This is a genomic window from Pseudoalteromonas sp. S1609 (assembly GCF_005887255.1).
Classification (GTDB): domain Bacteria; phylum Pseudomonadota; class Gammaproteobacteria; order Enterobacterales; family Alteromonadaceae; genus Pseudoalteromonas.
The window spans coordinates 99,598-119,950 of sequence record NZ_PNDJ01000013.1 but is presented as its reverse complement, the minus strand read 5'-3'; the positions used below and the strand labels follow the sequence as shown (position 1 = coordinate 119,950).

Here is a 20,353-nt window from a genome sequence, read left to right as displayed (position 1 = left end):
AAAACTCAAAAGGCAGCCTAGGCTGCCTTTGTTATTTATAAAACCGCTATTATTTTGCGAATTTTTTAAATGGTTCGTCAACGGGTGTATCAGCTAGGTGATTAGTGTAATTGCTCATTACTTTTTGCGATAAACCAACAATTATTTCTAGCAGTTGCTGTTTACCGTAACCTACTGCAAAAAATTTCTCAATTTGCTCATTGCTAATTACGCCGCGATTGCGTGTCATTGCAAGCGTTGTTTCACGAAGTACTTCAAGTTTTGCATCTGCAAGTGACGTTTCATTAACCAATGCATCAACAATACCTTGATCAACTTTCATTGAAGCGGCAATTGCGCTGTGTGCTGGTACACAGTAATGGCATTCGTGCTCAACATTAATTGACTGCCATACCACTGTTAGCTCTTCTGCGTTAAACGATGTTTTTTGAAATAAGTCGTGCAGTACTTGGTAGCCTTTAAGAAGCGTAGGTGCTTCTGCCATTACTGCATGAAGGTTTGGCACCATACCAAATGCTGCTACTGAATCAGCCATAAGCGATTTTGATTCTTCAGGTGCGTTGTCTTGAGTATATAACGTAAATTCTGCCATGTTCTGCTCCAATAAATTAATGTAATTAACTAACTTCGAAACACATACTATTTGATTTTGAGCGACTGCTCAAGTTAAAATTGAACAGTCGCTCAATTTAATAGAAACTATTATGGCCAATAAAGTTAAATTTGAACGCGAGCAAGTTGTTCGTGCCGCTAGTCAATTATTCTGGGAGAAGGGCTTTCATGCTACATCTACCCGCGATTTACAAGATGCAATTAACATGCGTCCTGGCAGCATTTATGCGGCATTTGGCTCTAAGGAAGGTTTATATTGTGAAGCGATAAAAAACTATGCCAAGCAAATGCAAAGCTTAATAAATGAGCGTTTAGTATCATGCAGCAGTATTCTTGACGCACTTCAAGATTTTGTAGAGTATGTTGTTATCTCCTCAAAAAGTAATACTCCTAGTGCTATCTGCATGTTAGTAAAAGCTAACAATGAGTTCATTGAGAAAGACAGTTATCTTTACCAAATCAGTGTAGAGCTAATGATAGACTTTGAACATTACCTTACTGAACTATTTACACTCGCTATAGCTGATAAAGAGCTAAGCGGGAATATTGCCGCTATAGATTATGCTCGTTTTTTCCAAATACAATTTACTGGCTTACGTAATTATTTTAATCGACCAAACGTAGAGCATTTAGCCAAACCAATGATCGAAAACATGTTTTCACTCATGAAAAGTCTTTAGCCGAAAATAAAAAGGCAGCTAATCTAAATTAGCTGCCTTTTTAATTTAAAAACAAAGTTCGACGTCTAGGTTTTTAATTTATTAAGTTCAGAGTCTTGCTGCGCAACCAGTTTATTCAGCTCTTCACTGCTGTCGCCTGCCTGAGCAGATAAATCTGAAAGCTGTGAGGCGGCATCAGAAATTATTGTCAAGTTGCGATTTATTTCTTCGGTGACTAGGCTTTGTTCTTCTGCAGCCGTTGCAATATGGGTAATTTGATTGGTTATTTCATCTACTTTCACAACCACACTGTGCAGTGCATCAAAAGCCGTTGAGGTTTCATCTACTGCAGTTTCAGCGCGTACTACACCTTTTTCAATAACAGTTGATGCATTACCCACTTCTGAAAGTAAGCTGTCGATTAAACTACTAATGTCATCGGTTGATGAACGCGTTTTAGATGCTAAAGCTCTAACCTCATCAGCAACAACGGCAAAACCACGTCCGTGCTCCCCTGCTCGCGCAGCCTCAATAGCTGCGTTTAGCGCTAGTAAGTTAGTTTGTTCAGAGATAGTTCGGATCACATCAAGTATTTGGGTAATATCATTACTACGCGATGCTACTTTCTCTACCGCCTGATTAGCTTCTTTAATTTCCTCTGACATGGTTTTAACTTGCGTCATAGCTGATGATAAGCTCGATTCGCTACTTACCACTAGGGTATTAATTTCATCTGCTTGTTGCGCCGATTGCTCTGAAGCTTTTGCCACTTCAAGTGCTGTCGCGCTCATTTCGTTCATTGCAGTAACTACACTTTCAATTTCTTTAAACTGTGCTTGCACATTGTGCTTGGTTTCTACCGCAATGTTCGAAGTAACCTCACCTTGGTGTTTGGTTTGATCTGAGACCGCTTTTAGCTCACTGATCAATTCACGAAGTTTTGATAAAAACTTATTAAACCCTCCAGCTAGTGCAATCAATTCAGCGTGAGTATCTACATGCAGAGTTTGAGTTAAATCGCCTTCAGAGCTTGCTAAGTTGTCAACGCGTTCCTGAATTTGCTGCAGTGGCGCTACAACACTACCTACAACGAGCTTCATTACTATAAATGCCAATACCGCAATCACAGTACCGGTGATCAAAATAATCACACCCAGCTCTTTTGCTGCCTCAGACATGCCTGCAGTTAATTGAATTGGCCCCTCAAAAGCAAGTTCCGCGGGTACTTCAATTAGCAGCATCCATTTCACATCAGCAAGCTTAATTTCAATTGGGTAAGACACCATTATTTCTGCGGCTTGCTTGTTAATTCCTTTAGTGCCTTTTAGTGCTTTGTAACTTTCATAACTTTTAGCGCTAACAGCTTCTTTCAGTGGACGGCCTAATTTTTCTTTATAATGACTGGTACCAACAATTAAGCCCAAATGGCTAAGTAACGTTACTTTTGCTTTGCCATTGTAAAGCGCATTTGAAAGCTCTTCTGTTAACTTTTGAAATACAGGTAAGGTAATATCAGCCCCAGTTACACCAACAAACTTGCCTGATTTAATAACGGGTACAACAAGTGAAGTCATCATTTCTGAGTAACCCGGTGTTATCTCATATAAGTAGGGTTCCATAATGCATGGTTTTAACTTGTCTTTAGCACACAAGTACCACTCTGCCTCACGTAAACCAAATTCATTTATTTTATCCGCGTATTTTTCTGCCGCGTCTTCAACGACCTGTTGTTCAACCAAGCCATTACTGTTTTTAGTGAAATAAATTTCTAATGTTCCAGCACCGGCAACAGAGTGATCATAGCCTTGAGTAAATTCGCTATCTTTACCATCAAAGCCGTTTTGTTCAAACTGAGAATATATAGAAGAAATAACATCGTTACTTTCTAATAACGAGCGATTTAAAGAAACAACTGAGTCACGTTCTATTGAGGCTTTGTCGGCATCTTCTAAAATGCTACCAAGCGAAAAGGGTATTCGGTAAGCTTCATTAATAAAGGCAGCGATTTTCTCACCATAGGCGGCTGCATTTGCTGTTAATCGACCATCCACCTCATTTACAATTAAAGTTTCGGCCTCAGCAGAAGTATTCGCATTACTCGATGAGAGTTTAGACCACAGTATGCCTGAAAATAGTACCACCGTTAAAAGTATACTTCCGACGCTTATCCACAATAACTTTTTTGCTAACGCTATTTCCCGCATTTATAACTACCTTGCTTTACTTATTTATTTTTTAGTTTAGACCAATTTAAATAACATTTTATTAAATGTTTTAAATTAGCCTGAATAACGTAACCTCATAACCAACTACCATTTAACTTTGCTCAATTCGCCGCTGGGTTATTAGCACAACAACAAGCAAACACCTATCCACAGGCAAGGCTTTAATCCATATAGTTTATACACTAATCATGAGAATACTGTTCCAACCAGTCGGCCAGTTGCATCAGCTATATAATATAAAATGTTACCGTATCACTTTTACAGATTTATCAATTAAGATAGCTATCTAAAGAGGTATTGATTGCCAATGTGGCAAAAAATCAGCAAACTCTCCGATAACAACTAATCTATCGGCCGACTTTCTTGTTACTTTATGGGTTTTTGTGTATGGGTCAACAAGCTATTCCTGAGCGAGCCATAACACCGCTTATCCACTCATGATAGCAATGGTAAACTTCATGACTAGGGTCTGTTGACCTTTCAGGGTTAAATTTTCAGTCATTTGGGTATTAGCAGAATGTTAAGCATTGAGTCGCATTCAATAGCAGCCTTTTCCTGCAACACTTTCACTACAGTTATTAAACTTCTATGCCTTGAGCCAAATTACAATAAGTGTAGATGTGTTTTAGCACCGCTGGTAACGTCGTTATTTTACTAAATTCAATTTTAAGTGAATCGAGTACAGCACCCACTGTTGTAAAGTGGAATTATCTATTTTTTTAATTCATGTTGAGTTTTAGAGGTATAGTAGCAAATAAAAAAACACGCGATGATCACTCATGACGTGTTTTTATAAACCATATAAAGGGATAGATTAAATAACTGAAAGTTCTACCTCAATATTGCCGCGTGTTGCATTTGAATATGGACATACTTGATGCGCTTTATTTACCAGCTCTTGGGCGGCTGTTTTATCCATACCACCTAATGACACGGCCAGTTTTACCGCAATGCCAAAACCGCCATCAATGGCACCAATAGATACCTCTGAGTTAATGTAAGTATCGCTTGGTAAAGCAACTTTTTCGCTACCGGCTACAAATTTAAGTGCGCCAATAAAACACGCTGCATAACCTGCTGCAAATAATTGCTCTGGATTAGTGCCCTGCCCATCGTCACCACCTAACCCTTTAGGCGTTGATAAGTTAACATCTAAACGACCGTCATCTGATTTAGCAACGCCTTCACGTCCGCCTGTTGCCGTTGCTTTTGCTGTATAAGCTACATTTTGTAATACATTCATAGTGAACTCCTAAGATTTAAAATTTTCAAATTAATTACTTTGCACGCAAAATAATAAGGCAATTAAATTCTGATTGCAATTACTTTGCATGCAAATTAAAATAAGCTATCTTGAAATGAAGGGTAATGCGATGTCGTTTGAACAGTTAAAATTAAAAAATCAGTTATGCCATCGTTTATATATGGCGTCTAACAGCATAGCCCGTGCCTATCGGGAGCCTCTAGCAGAGCTTAACCTTACCTATCCTCAGTATGTTGTTATGATGGCGCTGTGGGAACAAGATGAAGTAACCATCGCTGAGTTAATAGATAAAACCGCAATTGATGGTGGCGCGCTTACTCAAATATTAAAAAAGATGACCAGCAAGTCATTGCTTAACGTTATAAAGGACGAACACGATAAGCGTAAGCGTTTGGTGCAATTGACTCACACCGGCCAATCTTTAAAACTTAAAGCTGCTGATATTCCAAAAACAATTTTCTGTAAATTTGACAGTATCGACACTAACCAAGCACAGCAATTAATGCAGTTACTCGATTTAATCGTTAGCGACTTAAGCACCCAGACTGAAGATGAAAGTGTCGATGCTAAAGACAGTCCCAAGTTAGTGCAAACCTAGCGTAAATTTATCCAATGTGGTGCTTACGCTTTTTATAGTTTAGTTATAAAAAATTAACTTATTGATTATTATTCATAAAATATTCAATTAACAGTTGGCATACTTCTTCCTACTCCCTTAATGACGTTAGCAACACCAAGGAAAAACTTATGTCTAATTTATACAACACTCTTTATTTTTTATGGCGCTTAGATATCACAGTGTGGCAAGTAAATGAGCCTACAAATACGCATACCACCAGTGAAAAAGAACGAATGTACTCTCGTTGAACTATTTTTAAACAGACTTTGCAAGCTACCCCATAGCGTTGTATTGTAAAAGACTATTTAATTGGCTAGTGGAACGTATATGCATGCTTTAGAAGTTAATTTTGACGGCTTAGTCGGCCCTACTCACAACTACGCAGGTTTGTCGTATGGTAATGTTGCTTCGTTAAATAACGCGGCGAGTTTTTCAAATCCGCAAGAAGCTGTATTGCAGGGCCTGGCTAAAATGAAAGCCATGCATGATAAAGGCTTAACCCAAGGGGTGTTTGCTCCTCATGCTCGCCCTGATTTAAATGTATTACGCCGTTTAGGATTTACTGGCAACGATGCGCAAGTCATTAATAAAGCTTTTAAAGCCGACCCTATTTTGTTACGCGCCTGTTACTCAGCCTCTGCCATGTGGACAGCTAATGCTGCTACAGTATCTCCCTCCCCTGATACCAACGATGGCAAAGTACACTTTACTGCGGCAAATCTTAATAATAAATTTCATCGTTCATTAGAGCCAAATACTACAACACGTTTGCTTAAAGCAATGTTTAGTAACGAACAATACTTTGCACATCATACACACTTACCTGAGCAAGGTTTTTTTGGTGATGAAGGTGCAGCAAACCATACTCGTTTATGCGACAGTCACGGTGAAACAGGTTTAGAGTTATTTGTATTTGGTGCAAGTGCCTTTAACAGTCAACTTGTTAAGCCAGCTAAATTCCCAGCAAGGCAAACATTGGAGGCGTCTGAGGCTATTTGTCGATTGCATAATATAAAAGATACCAGTCAAATATTATTGCAACAAAACCCTGATGTGATTGACCAAGGGGTGTTCCATAATGATGTAATTGCTGTAGGTAACGCCAATGTTTTACTTTGCCACCAGCAGGCGTTTTTAAATCAAACGCAAGCACTAGACGATATCCGCGAAGCCTACGTAGGTAACAAACAGCTGTATATTATTGAAGTGCCAACTAGCAAAGTGAGTATTCAAGATGCTGTTAGTAGTTATTTATTTAATAGCCAACTGGTTAGCATGAATGACGATGCAATGCTGCTCGTTGCCCCACAAGAGTGTCAGCGTAATCCTGCTGTAAAAGCCTACATTGAAGAGCTTATTATTGCCGATAACCCCATAAACCAAGTGCAGTTTTTTGATTTGCGCCAAAGTATGCAAAATGGTGGTGGGCCCGCTTGTTTACGTTTACGCGTGGCGCTTAATAGCCATGAATTAGCGGCAGTAAACCCTGATGTTATTTTAAATGACGAAAAATATACTCAATTATGTGACTGGGCTACTCGCCATTACCGCGATAAACTCGGCGCTAACGACTTTGCAGACCCAGCTTTACTAACCGAAAGCTATCAAGCCCTTGATGAGTTAACCCAGTTACTTAGTTTAGGATCAGTATACCCATTCCAACTAGAAGCTTAATTGCTTTGCTACTTTAAGGGCTTGATAATACGTTCAAGCTCTTAACGCTAATCTCTCTAAATTCAATTGAGGTTAAGTTTTTAACCTTATAATTATCCTGACTATTTACATACATATAACTCTCTTTGTCAGGGTATCAATTACTCTTGGGAGCACGCTAAAACAGTATCAGTATCATTATCATTTAATTAGTCCTAAAACACTTATTAGAATGGGTCTTTGTACTCAAGCTTGGCAGTATTCCATATAAGGAGACAAACCATGACAACACATAAAGTCATTTTAATTACCGGCGCATCAAGCGGCATTGGCGAGGCGACCGCTAAAACATTAGTTAATAATGGCCACAAAGTGATATTAACTGCGCGCAGTGAAGATAAACTTAATAAACTAGTTGACGAGTTAGGCCATGAAAACGCATTTAGCGTTTCAGCCGATGCCACTGAATTTAATGAACTTGAAAATGTGGTGAGTAAAGGCGTTGAAAAATTTGGCCGATTAGACGCGGCATTTGCTAACGCAGGCATGGGTGTTTCATCAGCTGGCACAGAAAACGGCGATCCTCAAGAGTGGTCAGCCATGGTTGACCTTAACATTAAAGCGTTGTTGTGGACCGCAAAACTCACTTTGCCTCATTTACGTGAAAACCAGGGGCATTTTATTTTAACAAGCTCTGCAGCTGGAAGAAGACCCATTGATGGCTCTATATATGGTGCCACTAAATGGTTTGCTCATGGCTTTGGTCAAAACCTCGCAGAGGAAATGAAACCATGGCATGGTCGCTGTACCACTATTGCCCCAGGCATGGTAAATACGCCTTTTTTTGATGAAGCAAAACCCGATAAGCTCGACCCACAAGATGTGGCCGATGCGGTATTATTTGCTATTGAAGCTAATCAGCGTAATAGCGTACGCGAAATCTATTTAATGCCCACCAACTAACAAGTTAATCCAAAAGGCCAATACTTATTGGCCTTTTCTCTAAAAGTGCTTAATTTTGCTTTTTTAGAATCGCTGTCAACTAAATCGATGAAAAGTCACGCATTGAAACCTCCCTTACCATGCTAAATCTCAACTTTATGTCTATTATATAAGTAAAGTAATTCAATAACTGGAACCCATTTAATGGCTCCCCATAAAGCTAATAATATGTCTGCCCATCAATATGTTACTAATGATCCGTTGCACCAACTATTCGATGCAGTCGATTCTGTATCAGTACAAGGTTATGATGAGCAACGACGTGTAATTTATTGGAATAAAGGCAGTGAATTGCTTTATGGGTATTCACACCAAGAAGCCATTGGCAAAAAGCTTGAAGATTTAATTATACCCACACCAATGCGAGAGCCTGTTATTGAAGCGCATAGTAATTGGATTAAGCATGATATTGAAATTCCTGCCTCAGAACTAACCCTCAAACATAAAAAGGGTAATGATGTGGCTGTATTTTCAAGCCATGTTATGTTTACTAATCAATATAATACCAAACAAATGTATTGTATTGATATTGACCTTTCAGAAGTCCACCAGGCACAAGCAGAGGCCACATTTAATGCCAATATGTTAAAGACTATCTTTGAAGCCATTCCCGACTTATTTTTTGTACTAGAACAAGATGGCACTATTACAGACTATCACGCAGGCAATAACAACGATCTTTATATTCCACCCCAGCAGTTTATTGGTAAAAAAATGATTGATGTACTGCCCAAAAAGGTAGCGAAAAAGTTTCAGATTCATATTGAAAAAACAATTGCACAAGACAATATTGTTAGCTTTGAATACGAATTAAGCATGCCTGAAGGCGTAATTTATTATGAGGCAAGGTTGCGCTTACTGCCCAGAAAAAATCAAATCATGGTGATTATCCGTGATATTAGCGAACCACACCGCTCAGCAGAATTGATCCGCCATCAGGCTCACTTTGATAGCTTAACCGATTTGCCTAATCGCTTTTTATCTTTAGATCGTTTGTCACAAATATTAATAGAAGTACAAAAGAATCATGAAAAAGCCGCGGTATTTTTCTTGGACCTTGATGATTTTAAAAAGGTAAATGACTCTTTGGGTCACGAAATCGGAGATAAATTATTAATCGAAGCCGCACATAGATTACAGCAAACGCTGAAACAAAATGACACTGTTGGTCGATTAGGCGGCGATGAATTTATTGTTTTAATATCTAGTTTAAACGATGAAAACGACGCTTTAGCGATTGCTGAGCGATTGCTTCAAGCATTTAGAAAGCCCTTTAAATTGGCAGGCAGAGACTTAATATTAACATTAAGTATTGGTATTGCTATTTCCCCTAAAGATGGCACATGTTCTTCGGTATTGTTACGTAATGCCGACACCGCTATGTACCAAGCAAAAGCGATGGGCCGCAATACCTCCTCTTTTTTCACCCCGCAAATGAATGTTGCAATGCGCCGGCGCTTTGAAATAGAAGAGCAAATGCATGGAGCACTGGAGCGAAACGAATTTGAGCTTTATTACCAACCGCAAATAGATGTAAAAACAAACACCATCGTTGGCGCTGAAGCTTTGCTACGTTGGCATAATATTGTGTTAGGGGAAATTACCCCTGATGAGTTTATTCCCATTGCAGAGCAAACAGGCTTGATTGCGCCTATTGGTGTATTTGTACTGCAACAAGCCCTACGCTTTTTAAATGAATGGCAATCAATTAATAAGCAAAACTATACCATGGCGATTAATTTATCACCGCGGCAATTTAGAGACCCAGAATTAGTAAATATAATTAAGCGTACTCTGCATAAAAACAGTATTAGCAATGCATGCTTAGAGCTGGAAATTACTGAAGGAGTACTGATGAATAGTCAAACCTCAATTCGTGACGCCTTATTACAAATTGATGAACTGGGCATAAAACTGTCAATGGACGACTTTGGCACAGGGTATTCATCATTAAGTTACTTAAGAGAGTACCCCTTTGATGTGCTAAAAATTGACCGAAGCTTTATCACTGGGATAACAGATAATAAAGCAGACTGTAATTTGGTAAAAGCAGCCATAGCTATGTCACACAGCCTAGAAATAAAGGTTGTTGCGGAGGGGGTAGAAACCAAAGAACAGCTAGATTTACTTAACGAGCTAAACTGCGATATTGCTCAGGGATTTTATTTAAGTAAGCCCTTGCCCGGCGCCAAGCTGCTCAATTTTTCATCGCGTTACTGCAAAGCGACTTAAAAGCACTTTAGTTAAAAAGTGCTTTTACAGCTGCGAGTTAGCTCATAATTTTAAAAAGTAGATCGCGTACAGTTGCAGGTTCAAATGGTTTGTCACAAATGGCATCCACACCGGCTTGAGCAATATTAGCCAAATGAGTATCGTTGGCCTCTGAGCTCACCATCAGAACTGGAATATGTGAGTACGTATTCGACTTTCGAACGGTTTCAGTTAATTCTTTACCATCCATTTCTGGCATATTGTAATCTGTAACAATTAAATCAAAAGATTGATTATTAAGCATTTCAATCGCTTGTTTACCGTCTTCTGCCTCTACAGGTTCAGGAATACCCATTCCCGCTAATACACGTATTATATGTTTTCGCGCAAAACGACTGTCATCAACCACCAATACGCGAAGTAAAGTGACATCAAAGTGCTCTAGCTCCACCTCTTGCTCGCTAATAATATCCAGAGTCGCTTTAAGCGCACGGGTAATTTCGTCGGCATTAAACGGTTTAGGTAGAATAGCTAATACGCCCGATTGCCTAAGTTGCTCTAAATGGCGCTTATTACGCTCGCTCGACACTAGCATAAACGCCTGTTGCTCAGTGTTGCTGTTACTGCGTATAGCCTGTAATAAAGAGTCTGCAGTACCGTCACTAAAATACATACTACTGATCACTAAATCGGGGGAGTAGCTTGATAAAGCAGCCAGCGCATTTTCTTGAGTGGTGGCCGTTTCAATTTGTGTCACCCCACACTGAGCCAGTGATTTTTTTATTAGCTTTTGCTGCACTTCAGAAGGCTCAACTAATAAAATAGATAAGTTAGCTATTGCCGTTAAATCACTCATTTCAATCCTGTTAATATTAATTAAATAATTTTTATAATGCTCATTATAAAGTAATAACCTACAAGAAAAAGCTAAAACCGCAATTAAGACGGTATGTTTACCCTAATCTAGTATTAAAAACGATAGTTTATGCCCGCATAATAACGTCTGCCCGAATAGCTTGAGTTTAATAACCGAGACTCTGTATCGTTACCTAGGCGCTTTATCGACTCAGATTTCGTTAAATTAATCACAGCAGCTGTTAGGCTCAAGTCTTCTAATAAAGTAATTGATGCATTTACATCAACTTGCTCGTATGGGTCTTGATACACGTTTAAACCACTATTTAAACCCAACACGGTTTCACCGCGTTTGTTATAAGAAGCACGAATATTAAAGGCATCACCCTCATAATATATCGAAGTATTGTACTGGTAGTTAGCACTGCCAATTAACGGCGATTTACCAAACTCTTTACCATCTACTTCTACATCTGCCTTATTGGTTTTATTAAAAGTGTAGTTTGCGTAAAAACCAAAACCACTATCAAAGGCATGCTGTATAAATACTTCAGCCCCTTTAGATACAGCATCAGTACCATTGCCCACGGTGCTATATGGCGATACAGTAATATTTCCCGAATCAACTATGCCCTCTTTACCAGCAAAATCTTGCTGTACATCAATAACTAAGGGAACAACAAAATTATCAACCGTTTTATGAAACAGTGCTAAACCAACAGCAGAGCCTTCGCTGTAATAATATTCAATAGATAAATCAGCTTGCACCGACTCAAACGGTTTTAAGTTTTTATTACCGCCACTGCCACTAAAACCCGGAATTTCATTAAATTCAGCTCTGTCGTCGGCCCACTCATCTGAGACAAACGTAATGCGTTGTTGCGCACCTAAATCGGCATAATCAGGGCGAGACATTACTTTTGCAATCGCGCCGCGCACAACAATATCTTCGCTTGCATCCCATGCAATATTAAAGCTAGGTAAAATTTGGGTATCGGTATTCTCTTGAGTATTGAGTTGATAATCTTCAACAAATCTATCGTCTCCGGTTACCACCTCCCCGCTTTCATCGTCAGTATGATCCAGCAAATATGTGTACAGATCGGTTGATGATGTCATGGTTTTCGTGCGAACAACACGTACCCCTAAATTACCGCGCACGCTATCAAATTCAAAATCACCTTGTAAATAAAATGCCGCTATTTGCTCTTCAATATCATAAATGAAATTATCCTCTTTACGCGTATACGGCACATAATTACTGGTCACAATATCGCGGTATTTATCCCAATCAATGCCGGGCATTTGATTTATATTAAAACCACCCGCAATATTACCTTCGTTGATAAACACATCTTGTGCTAGTGGCATACCGTTATTCCACTGGTAACTATCAAAGCGTGTGATCCCACCCTCACTGGCTTCTGCTGCGGCAATATCAAAATTAGGATCTAAAAAGAAGGTATTACCGGTTTCGCGGTGAAGCGAAGCTTCTCGATACTTAACCCCAGTTTTAATTGTTCTTAAAATGCCCCAATCGGTATAAATATCAAAATCAGCTTGGTAGTAATCTTCTTCAAGTTCACTACGCACAAAACTTGAATTTGACGAACCCGGATCGCGCCCACCACCCACACCATTGAGTAAGTTAGCTAACGTATTTGGATCTATATTTAAACTAATATCGTTCTCATTAATTTTCCAACCCGCTGTTTTAGCGGCATTTTCTATGCGGTTTTCATTTTCACCCGCGTTAGAACTTTTATAAGCTGCTTCCCAACTCTCTTTCGGGCCACCTTCAGAACGTGTATTACCCGCCACAAAACGGGCTTTGAAGTAATCACCTTCGTAGGTTAAGTTGAGATCAAAAGTGTCAGAGGTTGACTCTTCACGCACATAGCTGCCTCGCATCCACGGCAATTGCATATCATTTTCTATGCCACTTGCAGCTGCATCAAATTGCATTCCATTAACTATCGTGCCCGACTCATCCAAACTTACATCGGTTAAAAAGTCAGGATTTAAAGACCACTCAGGTATATCAATCACCGATTCAGTTCTATTTTTATCAAGTGAAAATCCAAAATAGTTAAAACCAATTTCTACTCGGCTAGTTGGGCGCCACTGCGTGCTAAATTGTATCCCTTCTCGCTCACGTAATTCGTTTACAATTGAACCTCGAACCACTTGAGGAAACCAGACATTGTCATAATTATTGCCTTGAGAATCGCTTACTGAACCCCACTGATTATTATTTTCAATCGGTGCGCCATTAACATCAACCGGGTTATCACCAGCAAAGCGCCACACATTTGCATCGGTGCCACCCGAAAGAGAGCGGTTAGTGCGTGTTTGTGAGGTATAACCAAACAACACACCAAAAGTATCAGCATCGTTCTTCCAAGAATAAAGTGCGGTTACTTGGGGCTCTGATTCTTCAGTTACATCGGCATAAGTGCTTTCAATATTAATCACCCCTGAGTTTGCATCCATACTTAGCGGTTTACGACTATGCATTAATACCGTGCCGCCCACTCCACCTTCATCTAAACGTGCCTCTGGCGATTTATACACTTCCACACTTTCAATCATGGCTGAGGGGAGTAATGCATAATCAAACGAACGAGATGGCTCTCCTGGTGATGACGCAATAAAATTACCATTTAACTGAGAAAAGGTGAGTTCAGATGATAACCCCCTAATACTAACTGATGAGCCCTCGCCTCCGTCACGGTCAATAACCACTCCGGGTACACGTTGTAATGAGTCGGCGACGTTCTTATCAGGAAACTTACCAATGTCTTCAGCTGTAATCGCATCAACCACAGAGCTAGACAAACGTTTTATATCTAAATTAGCCGCCATACTGGAACGAATACCACGCACCTCTATTACTTCCATATCTTTACTTTTTAATGCTTTATCTTCAGCTTCATCCGCATATGCGTGATTAAACACAGATAAAATAGAGATACAGAGCGTTGATTTAACAAAACGTGGAAGTGAGTGAGCAGAGGTTTGAGTTATCCGATGAGCGGTCATAGTTTTAACAGTTCCATTTAAAATACAGTTAATACTTAAAGGTGAGCGTACCAAGGAAAGATGGTACGAAAAAAGTAGCTGTATTTTACATAACCAAGCTTAATAGCTTGTTAATGCAAACTGACGAATAGATGAATGCTGTCTCAATAAGTAACCTACTCTAATAAAAGTAGGTAGTTAAGCCGCAAAATGGCTATTTAGCTGCTTATAAAATGGCATAAAAAGGAATGACGCGATTAAACAGCAATACGCCGTTATTTTTTAGCGCTAATCGCCTGAATATAATAGCCTAAACTCGCATGAGAAAGCTCACCTATATGGCTGGTAACTAACTCTCCTTGGCTATTATAAAACAAGGTGGTTGGTAAGTCTGCAGCACCGGATTCGCGACTCACATTACTGCTTTGGTCAAAAAACACATGATTAAGGTCGAGTTGCTGTTCATTAAGGAACGCTTTTACCGTGTGTAAGTCTTCACCTTGATTGACAAACGCCACCGTAATATTTGAGTTATTTTTTTGAGCAGCTTGTAGCACTGGCATTTCTTTTCGACACGGCGGACACCACGACGCCCAAAAATTAATAACCACCGGCTTACCTTTAAAGTTTTGTAAGTTAACTTGCTGCCCTTGCATATTATGCACAACCGATTGCGGTAATTGCACACCCGATTGATAAATAGACAGTGCAAAGTTAGGAATAATCATTGAACAAAAACCTACAAACCCAGCAATAGCGTAGTTTTTCATTACCGCTTTTTTACCACGCGCATAAAACGCTAAAACAACTATACCGCTTAGCCAGCCATAATAACCAATAAAGCCACCGTCGCTAATATTAAAAAGCGGCCACCAATTACCTTGATAAGCATCCCACATAGTAAACACAAACGCTAAACGCGAGACTAAAAAGCCCACCACAATTGCTTTAAAAACCGTATCTAAAATTGCTTTTTGTAATGGATGTTGGCGCGTCAATAAATAGGTAAGCCCCCAAAAAATGCCTAACCCTAAAAAAATAATTAACTGAGAAATGGAAATAACCAAAGGCCCAAGAGAAATACTTAACATTGCTACCGACTTACTATAATGTATTTAAGTACCTAAAATAACGAGTACCAGCGTGAATTAAATGCCAACAATAACATAATGTAAGCTGTACTGATTATTAATAACGCATAACAAATTATGTATACCAGCAGCAATATATAACCTATTTAACCTTGTTGCTGTATGTACTCCAATGCAGTCATTTTCTTATAACTTACATTTGAGTGCAGTACATGAGTAGGTTCAGGGTCAACAATTTCAATTGGAATAGCATAATTACGTGCAATCTCTAGTGCCATTTGGGTAATGTTTACACTAAAAGAGGTACCCATAAATACCATTTTATCGGCATTCATCATTCGCTGCTGCGCCTCAGTAATACGGTATAGCTCGGTGTAATATTCATCAAATAACAGCACAAAGGGCTTTAGAGAATGATTAAGCTTAGGCTGGTTATTTTCAATATTGAATAGCTCCAGTAAAGAGCGATGTAAGTTGCTCTCATCAACATTATCCCAAGGAGTTGTTTGTGGTGTAACGTCATCACCTTGATGATGAAACAGCGTCATTTGATCAAGCCGTCCATGAATAGCAATAAAATTTTTATTACCCGCCTTACCATCTAGCCCATCAATATTTTGGGTAATTAGGTTTTTGTCGCTTAGCCAACTATGCACCTCATTAGGACCATGATGACGATAGGTAGCAAAGCGATGATAATACCAGGCTAAAAACTCTCGCGGATTATTTTTATACATGGCACGGGTTGCCATTTGCATGGGTGTATAATTTTTACTGCCAATGGTCCAAAAACCATCTTCACCACGAAAAGTAGGAATACCACTAGCAGCACTCACACCAGCCCCAGTAATGTATAACGTATTCATAAAGCAATCTCTTACATTCAATAAACTTATAATACTTTATAACATTGTAAATTTGAGACTTTTACTCTTTTGCTATTAAATTATTTAGGCTCCGATGATTAGCTGAAAATAAATTAGGATACCAAAAAAGTTCTTTATATTTTTAGTTCCGCTCAAGTGCACTCCAAGTCTTTCTTTAATTATTGACATACTGGAAACTATGGCAACAATTAGCAACAACTAATTAGTCGCAATACACTTGGCTTTCTAATAAAAACAGATAGTAATCTTTTTAAAGCAACTAACCCATTAATCTCACATACTTTTCAGCCAGTTCATCTATACTTTCCCGATGATTAGGATCGGGCTTTATGCAGTCAATGGGGCATACACTGACGCAAGTAGGCTTGTCGTAGTGGCCTACACATTCGGTGCATTTTTCAGGGTCTATTTGGTAAATTTTAGCGCCCATATAAATTGCTCCATTTGGGCACTCTGGATCGCACATGTCACAGTTAATGCACTTGCTGTTTATGAGTAAAGCCATGATTAAACTCTCTATTATGAAACAGCTTGTTTGAAAGGATTGCGGGTATCTTGGTTTTCATCCAAATTTCGCATAAGTATCGCGTGCTCTAAATCGATAGTGTCAGGCAGTGGAATTTTTACAATGTGGCCTGAACCTTTGGCATCGGTGATGCTTTCGCCTTTTTTATTTTCCATACTTTCTAGGGTAAAACTAATATTGCCTTTCGGCGTCATTAGCTCTAATGAATGGCCAACACAAAACTTATTTTTTACATCTATTTCAACCAAACCATTAGCATTACGCCCTAGTACCTCACCTACAAATTGCTGCTTGGTAGAAACTGAATGGCCGTATTCGTAATTTTGATAATCTTGGTGGGCGTGGCGCTTTAAAAATCCTTCGGTGTAACCACGGTGCGCTAGGTTCTCAAGAGTTTTGAATAAATCAGCATCGAATGGTTTACCTGCGACGGCATCGTCAATCGCTTTACGATACACCTGAGCGGTACGCGCAACATAATAAAATGACTTAGTACGCCCTTCTATTTTTAAGCTATGCACCCCCATTTTTGTTAGCTGCTCTACGTATTGCACGGCGCGTAAGTCTTTTGAGTTCATGATATAAGTACCATGCTCGTCTTCAAATGCGGGCATGTATTCGCCTGGGCGGCCTTGCTCTTCAAGCATAAATACATTGTTACTTGGCGCGCCTTCACCTAACGTAGGTATAACCGTTTTAGGATCGATTTTATGTACCATTTCACCGGTTTCGTTCTCAGTGCCAGGTTTAACATCGTATTCCCAACGACACGCATTAGTGCATGTGCCTTGGTTAGGATCGCGTTTATTAATATAGCCTGAGAGTAAACAGCGCCCTGAATAGGCCATACACAGAGCACCATGAACAAATACTTCTAGCTCTGTTTCTGGGCATAAAGAGCGAATTTCACTTATTTCTTCAAGCGATAACTCGCGAGATAAAATTACCCGCTCAATACCCTGTTTTACCCAAAACAATACACTGGCATAGTTTACTGCATTAGCTTGTACTGAAAGGTGAATGGGCATATCAGGCCATTTTTCACGCACTAACATAATTAAGCCAGGATCGGACATGATCAATGCATCCGGCTTCATAGCAATTACTGGCTCTATATCACGTAAATACGATTTTACTTTCGCATTGTGTGGGGCAATATTAGACACTACATAAAACTTTTTATTTAGCGCATGAGCTTCGTTAATACCTATTTGTAAAGTATCTAAATCAAATTCATTATTGCGAACCCTTAAACTGTAACGAGGTTGGCCGGCATAAACAGCGTCTGCCCCATAGGCAAAGGCATAACGCATGTTTTTTAAGCTACCTGCTGGGCAAAGTAGTTCAGGAATAAACGGGGTTGAAGAAGTAACTGCTGACATGTGCGCTCCATACATCGAACCGAGTTCAAGCCGGTTGCATGAATAGTTAAGGGAAATAAAGCGCGCAAGTATAATGAGTGGTCAAAAGAGAAACTTTGATCAAGATCATCAAAATTTCTCTTCTGTGTTAAAAATGAAGAGCAGCAAATTTAAGTTATTTTTTACTACTTAATTGATTAGAAAATTGGCTAACGGCATCAACAACTTGTTGCGCGCCTTTTTTAATGTCACTCATTACAACACCAGATTCTTTGGAGAGTTCGAGTCCTTGTTGCGCTTTATTTCTACCTTGCTCTATAACAGCAACAGTGGCTTGAGTTAAGTTTTGATTTTGCTGTACAACATCCACAATTTCTTCGGTAGCTTTACTGGTTCTTGAGGCAAGCAAACGGACTTCATCAGCGACTACAGCGAAACCGCGCCCCTGCTCACCAGCTCTTGCAGCCTCAATAGCTGCATTAAGTGCTAGTAAGTTGGTTTGGTCAGCAATACTGCTAATGCTTTGCACTATGCTCGCTATCAGTTGCGATTGTTTATCTAACGCTGAAATTTCTTGAGCTGTTTGCTCCATTTGCACCGACAGCTCGTTCATAACCTGTGCGGTTTTTTGTACCACTTCTGCGCCCTTATCCGCGTTATTATCAGTTTCAATTGAAGTGCCATGCGCAATATTCGCCGCTTGTTCTGTGGCCTGTTCTTTTTCTACTTGGTCTGTGATCACAGTAGCAAATTTAACTACTTTATAAAGCTCATTTGCTTCATTAAAAATCGGATTATACGACGCTTCTAACCACACTTCATTACCATGCTTATCAATACGTTTAAATCTGCCGGCAATGAACTCGCCATTTCGCAGGCGCTGCCAGAAGACTTGATACTCTTTACTACTCGCTTCTTGCTCATTACAGAACATACCATGGTGCTTACCTAAAACTTCTTGCTTTGAATAACTCATACTTTTTAAGAAGTTGTCATTAACACGCAGAACCATACCCTGAGTATCGAACTCAATAACCGCTGTTGAACGATGCAATGCTTTGATTAAATCTTCGTTTTCTCTCGAGCTTTCAATTATTTGTGTAAGCACAGTGCAATGCAGGGTTAAATACTCAAGCTGACCTTGCTCATTTTTTATCGGGTGTAAAATACAGCGTAACCAATCTCGTTGTCCGTTTTGGTGGGATACTTGAATAGCGCCAGCAAAATGTTCGGCTTTACTTAACGCTTTTTTAAAGGCATGAAAATCAGCGTTATTTCTAGCGTTTTCTGGAATAAAATCTAAAATCTTTTTATTGAGTATTTGGCTATTTGAGTAATTAAATTCCCGTTCAAAGTTTTTATTTTGTCTTAATATTGCACCTTGCTTATCAAGCTCCAATACCAACATCTCACTATCTAAACTTTGCTTAACCTGCTCTCCTACAGAAAGCTTACTTTGTAAATCAGCAATTTGATTTTTTAAAGATTGGTTAAAAAACATATATTTACCTTAATTTTTGCATGTACTCGACCTGCATTTGGATCCATATAAAAGTGTATATTTAACAAAAGTCACACCATTTAGATAAAAAAGTATAGTTCAAGTTTATGAACATATAATAAATGTAAAAACATTGTTTTTAGTTCATAAATACAAGCTAGCAAATTTAAAAAGTTGGAAAAGTAGAATAAATTAGGTTTTTTTAACTAAAACGCGTATAATTCGCGCCCGTTAATATTCAACCTTTTATTTAAATTATTGGAGCACAAAGATGGCTTTAGAGCGTACTTTTTCAATCGTAAAACCTGATGCAGTTGCTAAAAACCACATCGGCGCAATCTACAACCGTTTCGAAACTGCGGGTCTTAAAATCGTTGCAGCTAAAATGGTTCACCTTTCACAAGAGAAAGCTGAAGGTTTCTACGCTGAACACAGCGAACGTCCTTTCTTTGGCGCTTTAGTATCTTTCATGACTTCTGGCCCAGTAATGGTTACCGTTCTTGAAGGCGAAAACGCTGTTCTTAAAAACCGTGAAATCATGGGTGCTACTAACCCTGCTGAAGCACTAGCTGGTACTTTACGTGCAGACTACGCTGATAGCATCGACGAAAATGCGGTTCACGGTTCTGACGCTGTTGAATCTGCTGCTCGCGAAATCGCGTACTTCTTCGCTGACGAAGAGCTTTGCCCACGTACTCGTTAATTAGAGTTCACAGCTAACCCTGTGATGCAAAGTATGAAAAGGGCTTTCGAGCCCTTTTTTAGTCATTACGTAAAGTATTAGCCGTTTATTTATGATGTTTTACTTAATGATTATAGTGGATGAATTGTGTACAATTCGTCCTTGTAAATTTTTACCATCACCG

At 39.2% G+C, this 20,353-nt stretch carries 16 protein-coding genes; 6 read left to right on the top strand and 10 right to left on the bottom strand.

What is annotated here, in order from left to right:
* Positions 1 to 49: 49 nt before the first annotated feature.
* Entirely contained in the window at positions 50 to 592 is a 543-nt protein-coding gene (locus CWB76_RS04710) for a carboxymuconolactone decarboxylase family protein (RefSeq protein ID WP_138605830.1), read from the bottom strand.
* Positions 593 to 704: 112 nt separating this feature from the next.
* On the opposite strand from CWB76_RS04710, the gene CWB76_RS04705 reads away from it, so the two are divergent.
* Complete coding sequence (locus CWB76_RS04705; protein WP_138605828.1) at positions 705 to 1,292, top strand: TetR/AcrR family transcriptional regulator; 588 nt, start codon at positions 705 to 707, stop codon at positions 1,290 to 1,292.
* A 65-nt stretch (positions 1,293 to 1,357) separates the two neighbouring features.
* Here CWB76_RS04705 and CWB76_RS04700 read toward each other — a convergent pair whose 3' ends face one another.
* Together CWB76_RS04700 and CWB76_RS04695 are read right to left on the bottom strand one after the other, a co-directional pair.
* Positions 1,358 to 3,475 carry a methyl-accepting chemotaxis protein gene (locus tag CWB76_RS04700; protein ID WP_138605826.1) on the bottom strand — a complete coding sequence of 706 codons (2,118 nt, stop codon included), beginning with the start codon at positions 3,473 to 3,475 and terminating at the stop codon, positions 1,358 to 1,360.
* 835 nt (positions 3,476 to 4,310) lie between these two features.
* A complete protein-coding gene (locus tag CWB76_RS04695) occupies positions 4,311 to 4,739 on the bottom strand; it encodes an organic hydroperoxide resistance protein (protein WP_138605824.1) in 429 nt (142 codons plus the stop codon).
* 130 nt (positions 4,740 to 4,869) lie between these two features.
* Between CWB76_RS04695 and CWB76_RS04690 the strand changes: the two genes are divergently transcribed.
* From CWB76_RS04690 to CWB76_RS04675, 4 genes are all read left to right on the top strand, one after another.
* Complete coding sequence (locus CWB76_RS04690) at positions 4,870 to 5,358, top strand: MarR family winged helix-turn-helix transcriptional regulator (protein WP_008468659.1); 489 nt, start codon at positions 4,870 to 4,872, stop codon at positions 5,356 to 5,358.
* Positions 5,359 to 5,706: 348 nt separating this feature from the next.
* A complete protein-coding gene (gene astB / locus CWB76_RS04685; RefSeq protein WP_138605823.1) occupies positions 5,707 to 7,053 on the top strand; it encodes an N-succinylarginine dihydrolase in 1,347 nt (448 codons plus the stop codon).
* Positions 7,054 to 7,314: 261 nt separating this feature from the next.
* The gene (locus CWB76_RS04680) at positions 7,315 to 7,995 is read left to right on the top strand and encodes an SDR family oxidoreductase (RefSeq protein ID WP_138605821.1); all 681 of its coding nucleotides are present in this window, start codon (positions 7,315 to 7,317) and stop codon (positions 7,993 to 7,995) included.
* A 183-nt stretch (positions 7,996 to 8,178) separates the two neighbouring features.
* Positions 8,179 to 10,266: a bifunctional diguanylate cyclase/phosphodiesterase gene (locus CWB76_RS04675; protein ID WP_138605819.1), complete on the top strand. Its 2,088-nt coding sequence runs from the start codon at positions 8,179 to 8,181 to the stop codon at positions 10,264 to 10,266.
* 37 nt (positions 10,267 to 10,303) lie between these two features.
* Here CWB76_RS04675 and CWB76_RS04670 read toward each other — a convergent pair whose 3' ends face one another.
* The 7 genes from CWB76_RS04670 to CWB76_RS04640 form a co-directional block, all read right to left on the bottom strand.
* Positions 10,304 to 11,101, bottom strand: coding sequence for a response regulator transcription factor (locus CWB76_RS04670; protein ID WP_138605817.1), 798 nt, complete (start codon positions 11,099 to 11,101; stop codon positions 10,304 to 10,306).
* A gap of 113 nt (positions 11,102 to 11,214) precedes the next feature.
* On the bottom strand, positions 11,215 to 14,142 hold the full coding sequence (locus CWB76_RS04665; RefSeq protein ID WP_138605815.1) for a TonB-dependent receptor: 2,928 nt from the start codon (positions 14,140 to 14,142) through the stop codon (positions 11,215 to 11,217).
* Positions 14,143 to 14,396: 254 nt separating this feature from the next.
* Positions 14,397 to 15,212 carry a TlpA disulfide reductase family protein gene (locus CWB76_RS04660; protein ID WP_138605813.1) on the bottom strand — a complete coding sequence of 272 codons (816 nt, stop codon included), beginning with the start codon at positions 15,210 to 15,212 and terminating at the stop codon, positions 14,397 to 14,399.
* Positions 15,213 to 15,358: 146 nt separating this feature from the next.
* On the bottom strand, positions 15,359 to 16,078 hold the full coding sequence (locus CWB76_RS04655) for an SIR2 family NAD-dependent protein deacylase (protein WP_138605811.1): 720 nt from the start codon (positions 16,076 to 16,078) through the stop codon (positions 15,359 to 15,361).
* Between the two features lie 280 nt (positions 16,079 to 16,358).
* Positions 16,359 to 16,604, bottom strand: a complete 246-nt coding sequence (locus tag CWB76_RS04650) for a YfhL family 4Fe-4S dicluster ferredoxin (protein WP_138605809.1) — start codon at positions 16,602 to 16,604, stop codon at positions 16,359 to 16,361.
* 14 nt (positions 16,605 to 16,618) lie between these two features.
* Positions 16,619 to 18,007 carry a prephenate-dependent tRNA uridine(34) hydroxylase TrhP gene (gene trhP / locus CWB76_RS04645; protein WP_138605807.1) on the bottom strand — a complete coding sequence of 463 codons (1,389 nt, stop codon included), beginning with the start codon at positions 18,005 to 18,007 and terminating at the stop codon, positions 16,619 to 16,621.
* 154 nt (positions 18,008 to 18,161) lie between these two features.
* A complete protein-coding gene (locus tag CWB76_RS04640; RefSeq protein WP_138605805.1) occupies positions 18,162 to 19,487 on the bottom strand; it encodes a methyl-accepting chemotaxis protein in 1,326 nt (441 codons plus the stop codon).
* 271 nt (positions 19,488 to 19,758) lie between these two features.
* Here CWB76_RS04640 and ndk point away from each other — a divergent pair, with 271 nt between their 5' ends.
* On the top strand, positions 19,759 to 20,190 hold the full coding sequence (gene ndk, locus CWB76_RS04635) for a nucleoside-diphosphate kinase (RefSeq protein WP_008111339.1): 432 nt from the start codon (positions 19,759 to 19,761) through the stop codon (positions 20,188 to 20,190).
* The last annotated feature ends 163 nt before the right edge of the window (positions 20,191 to 20,353 follow it).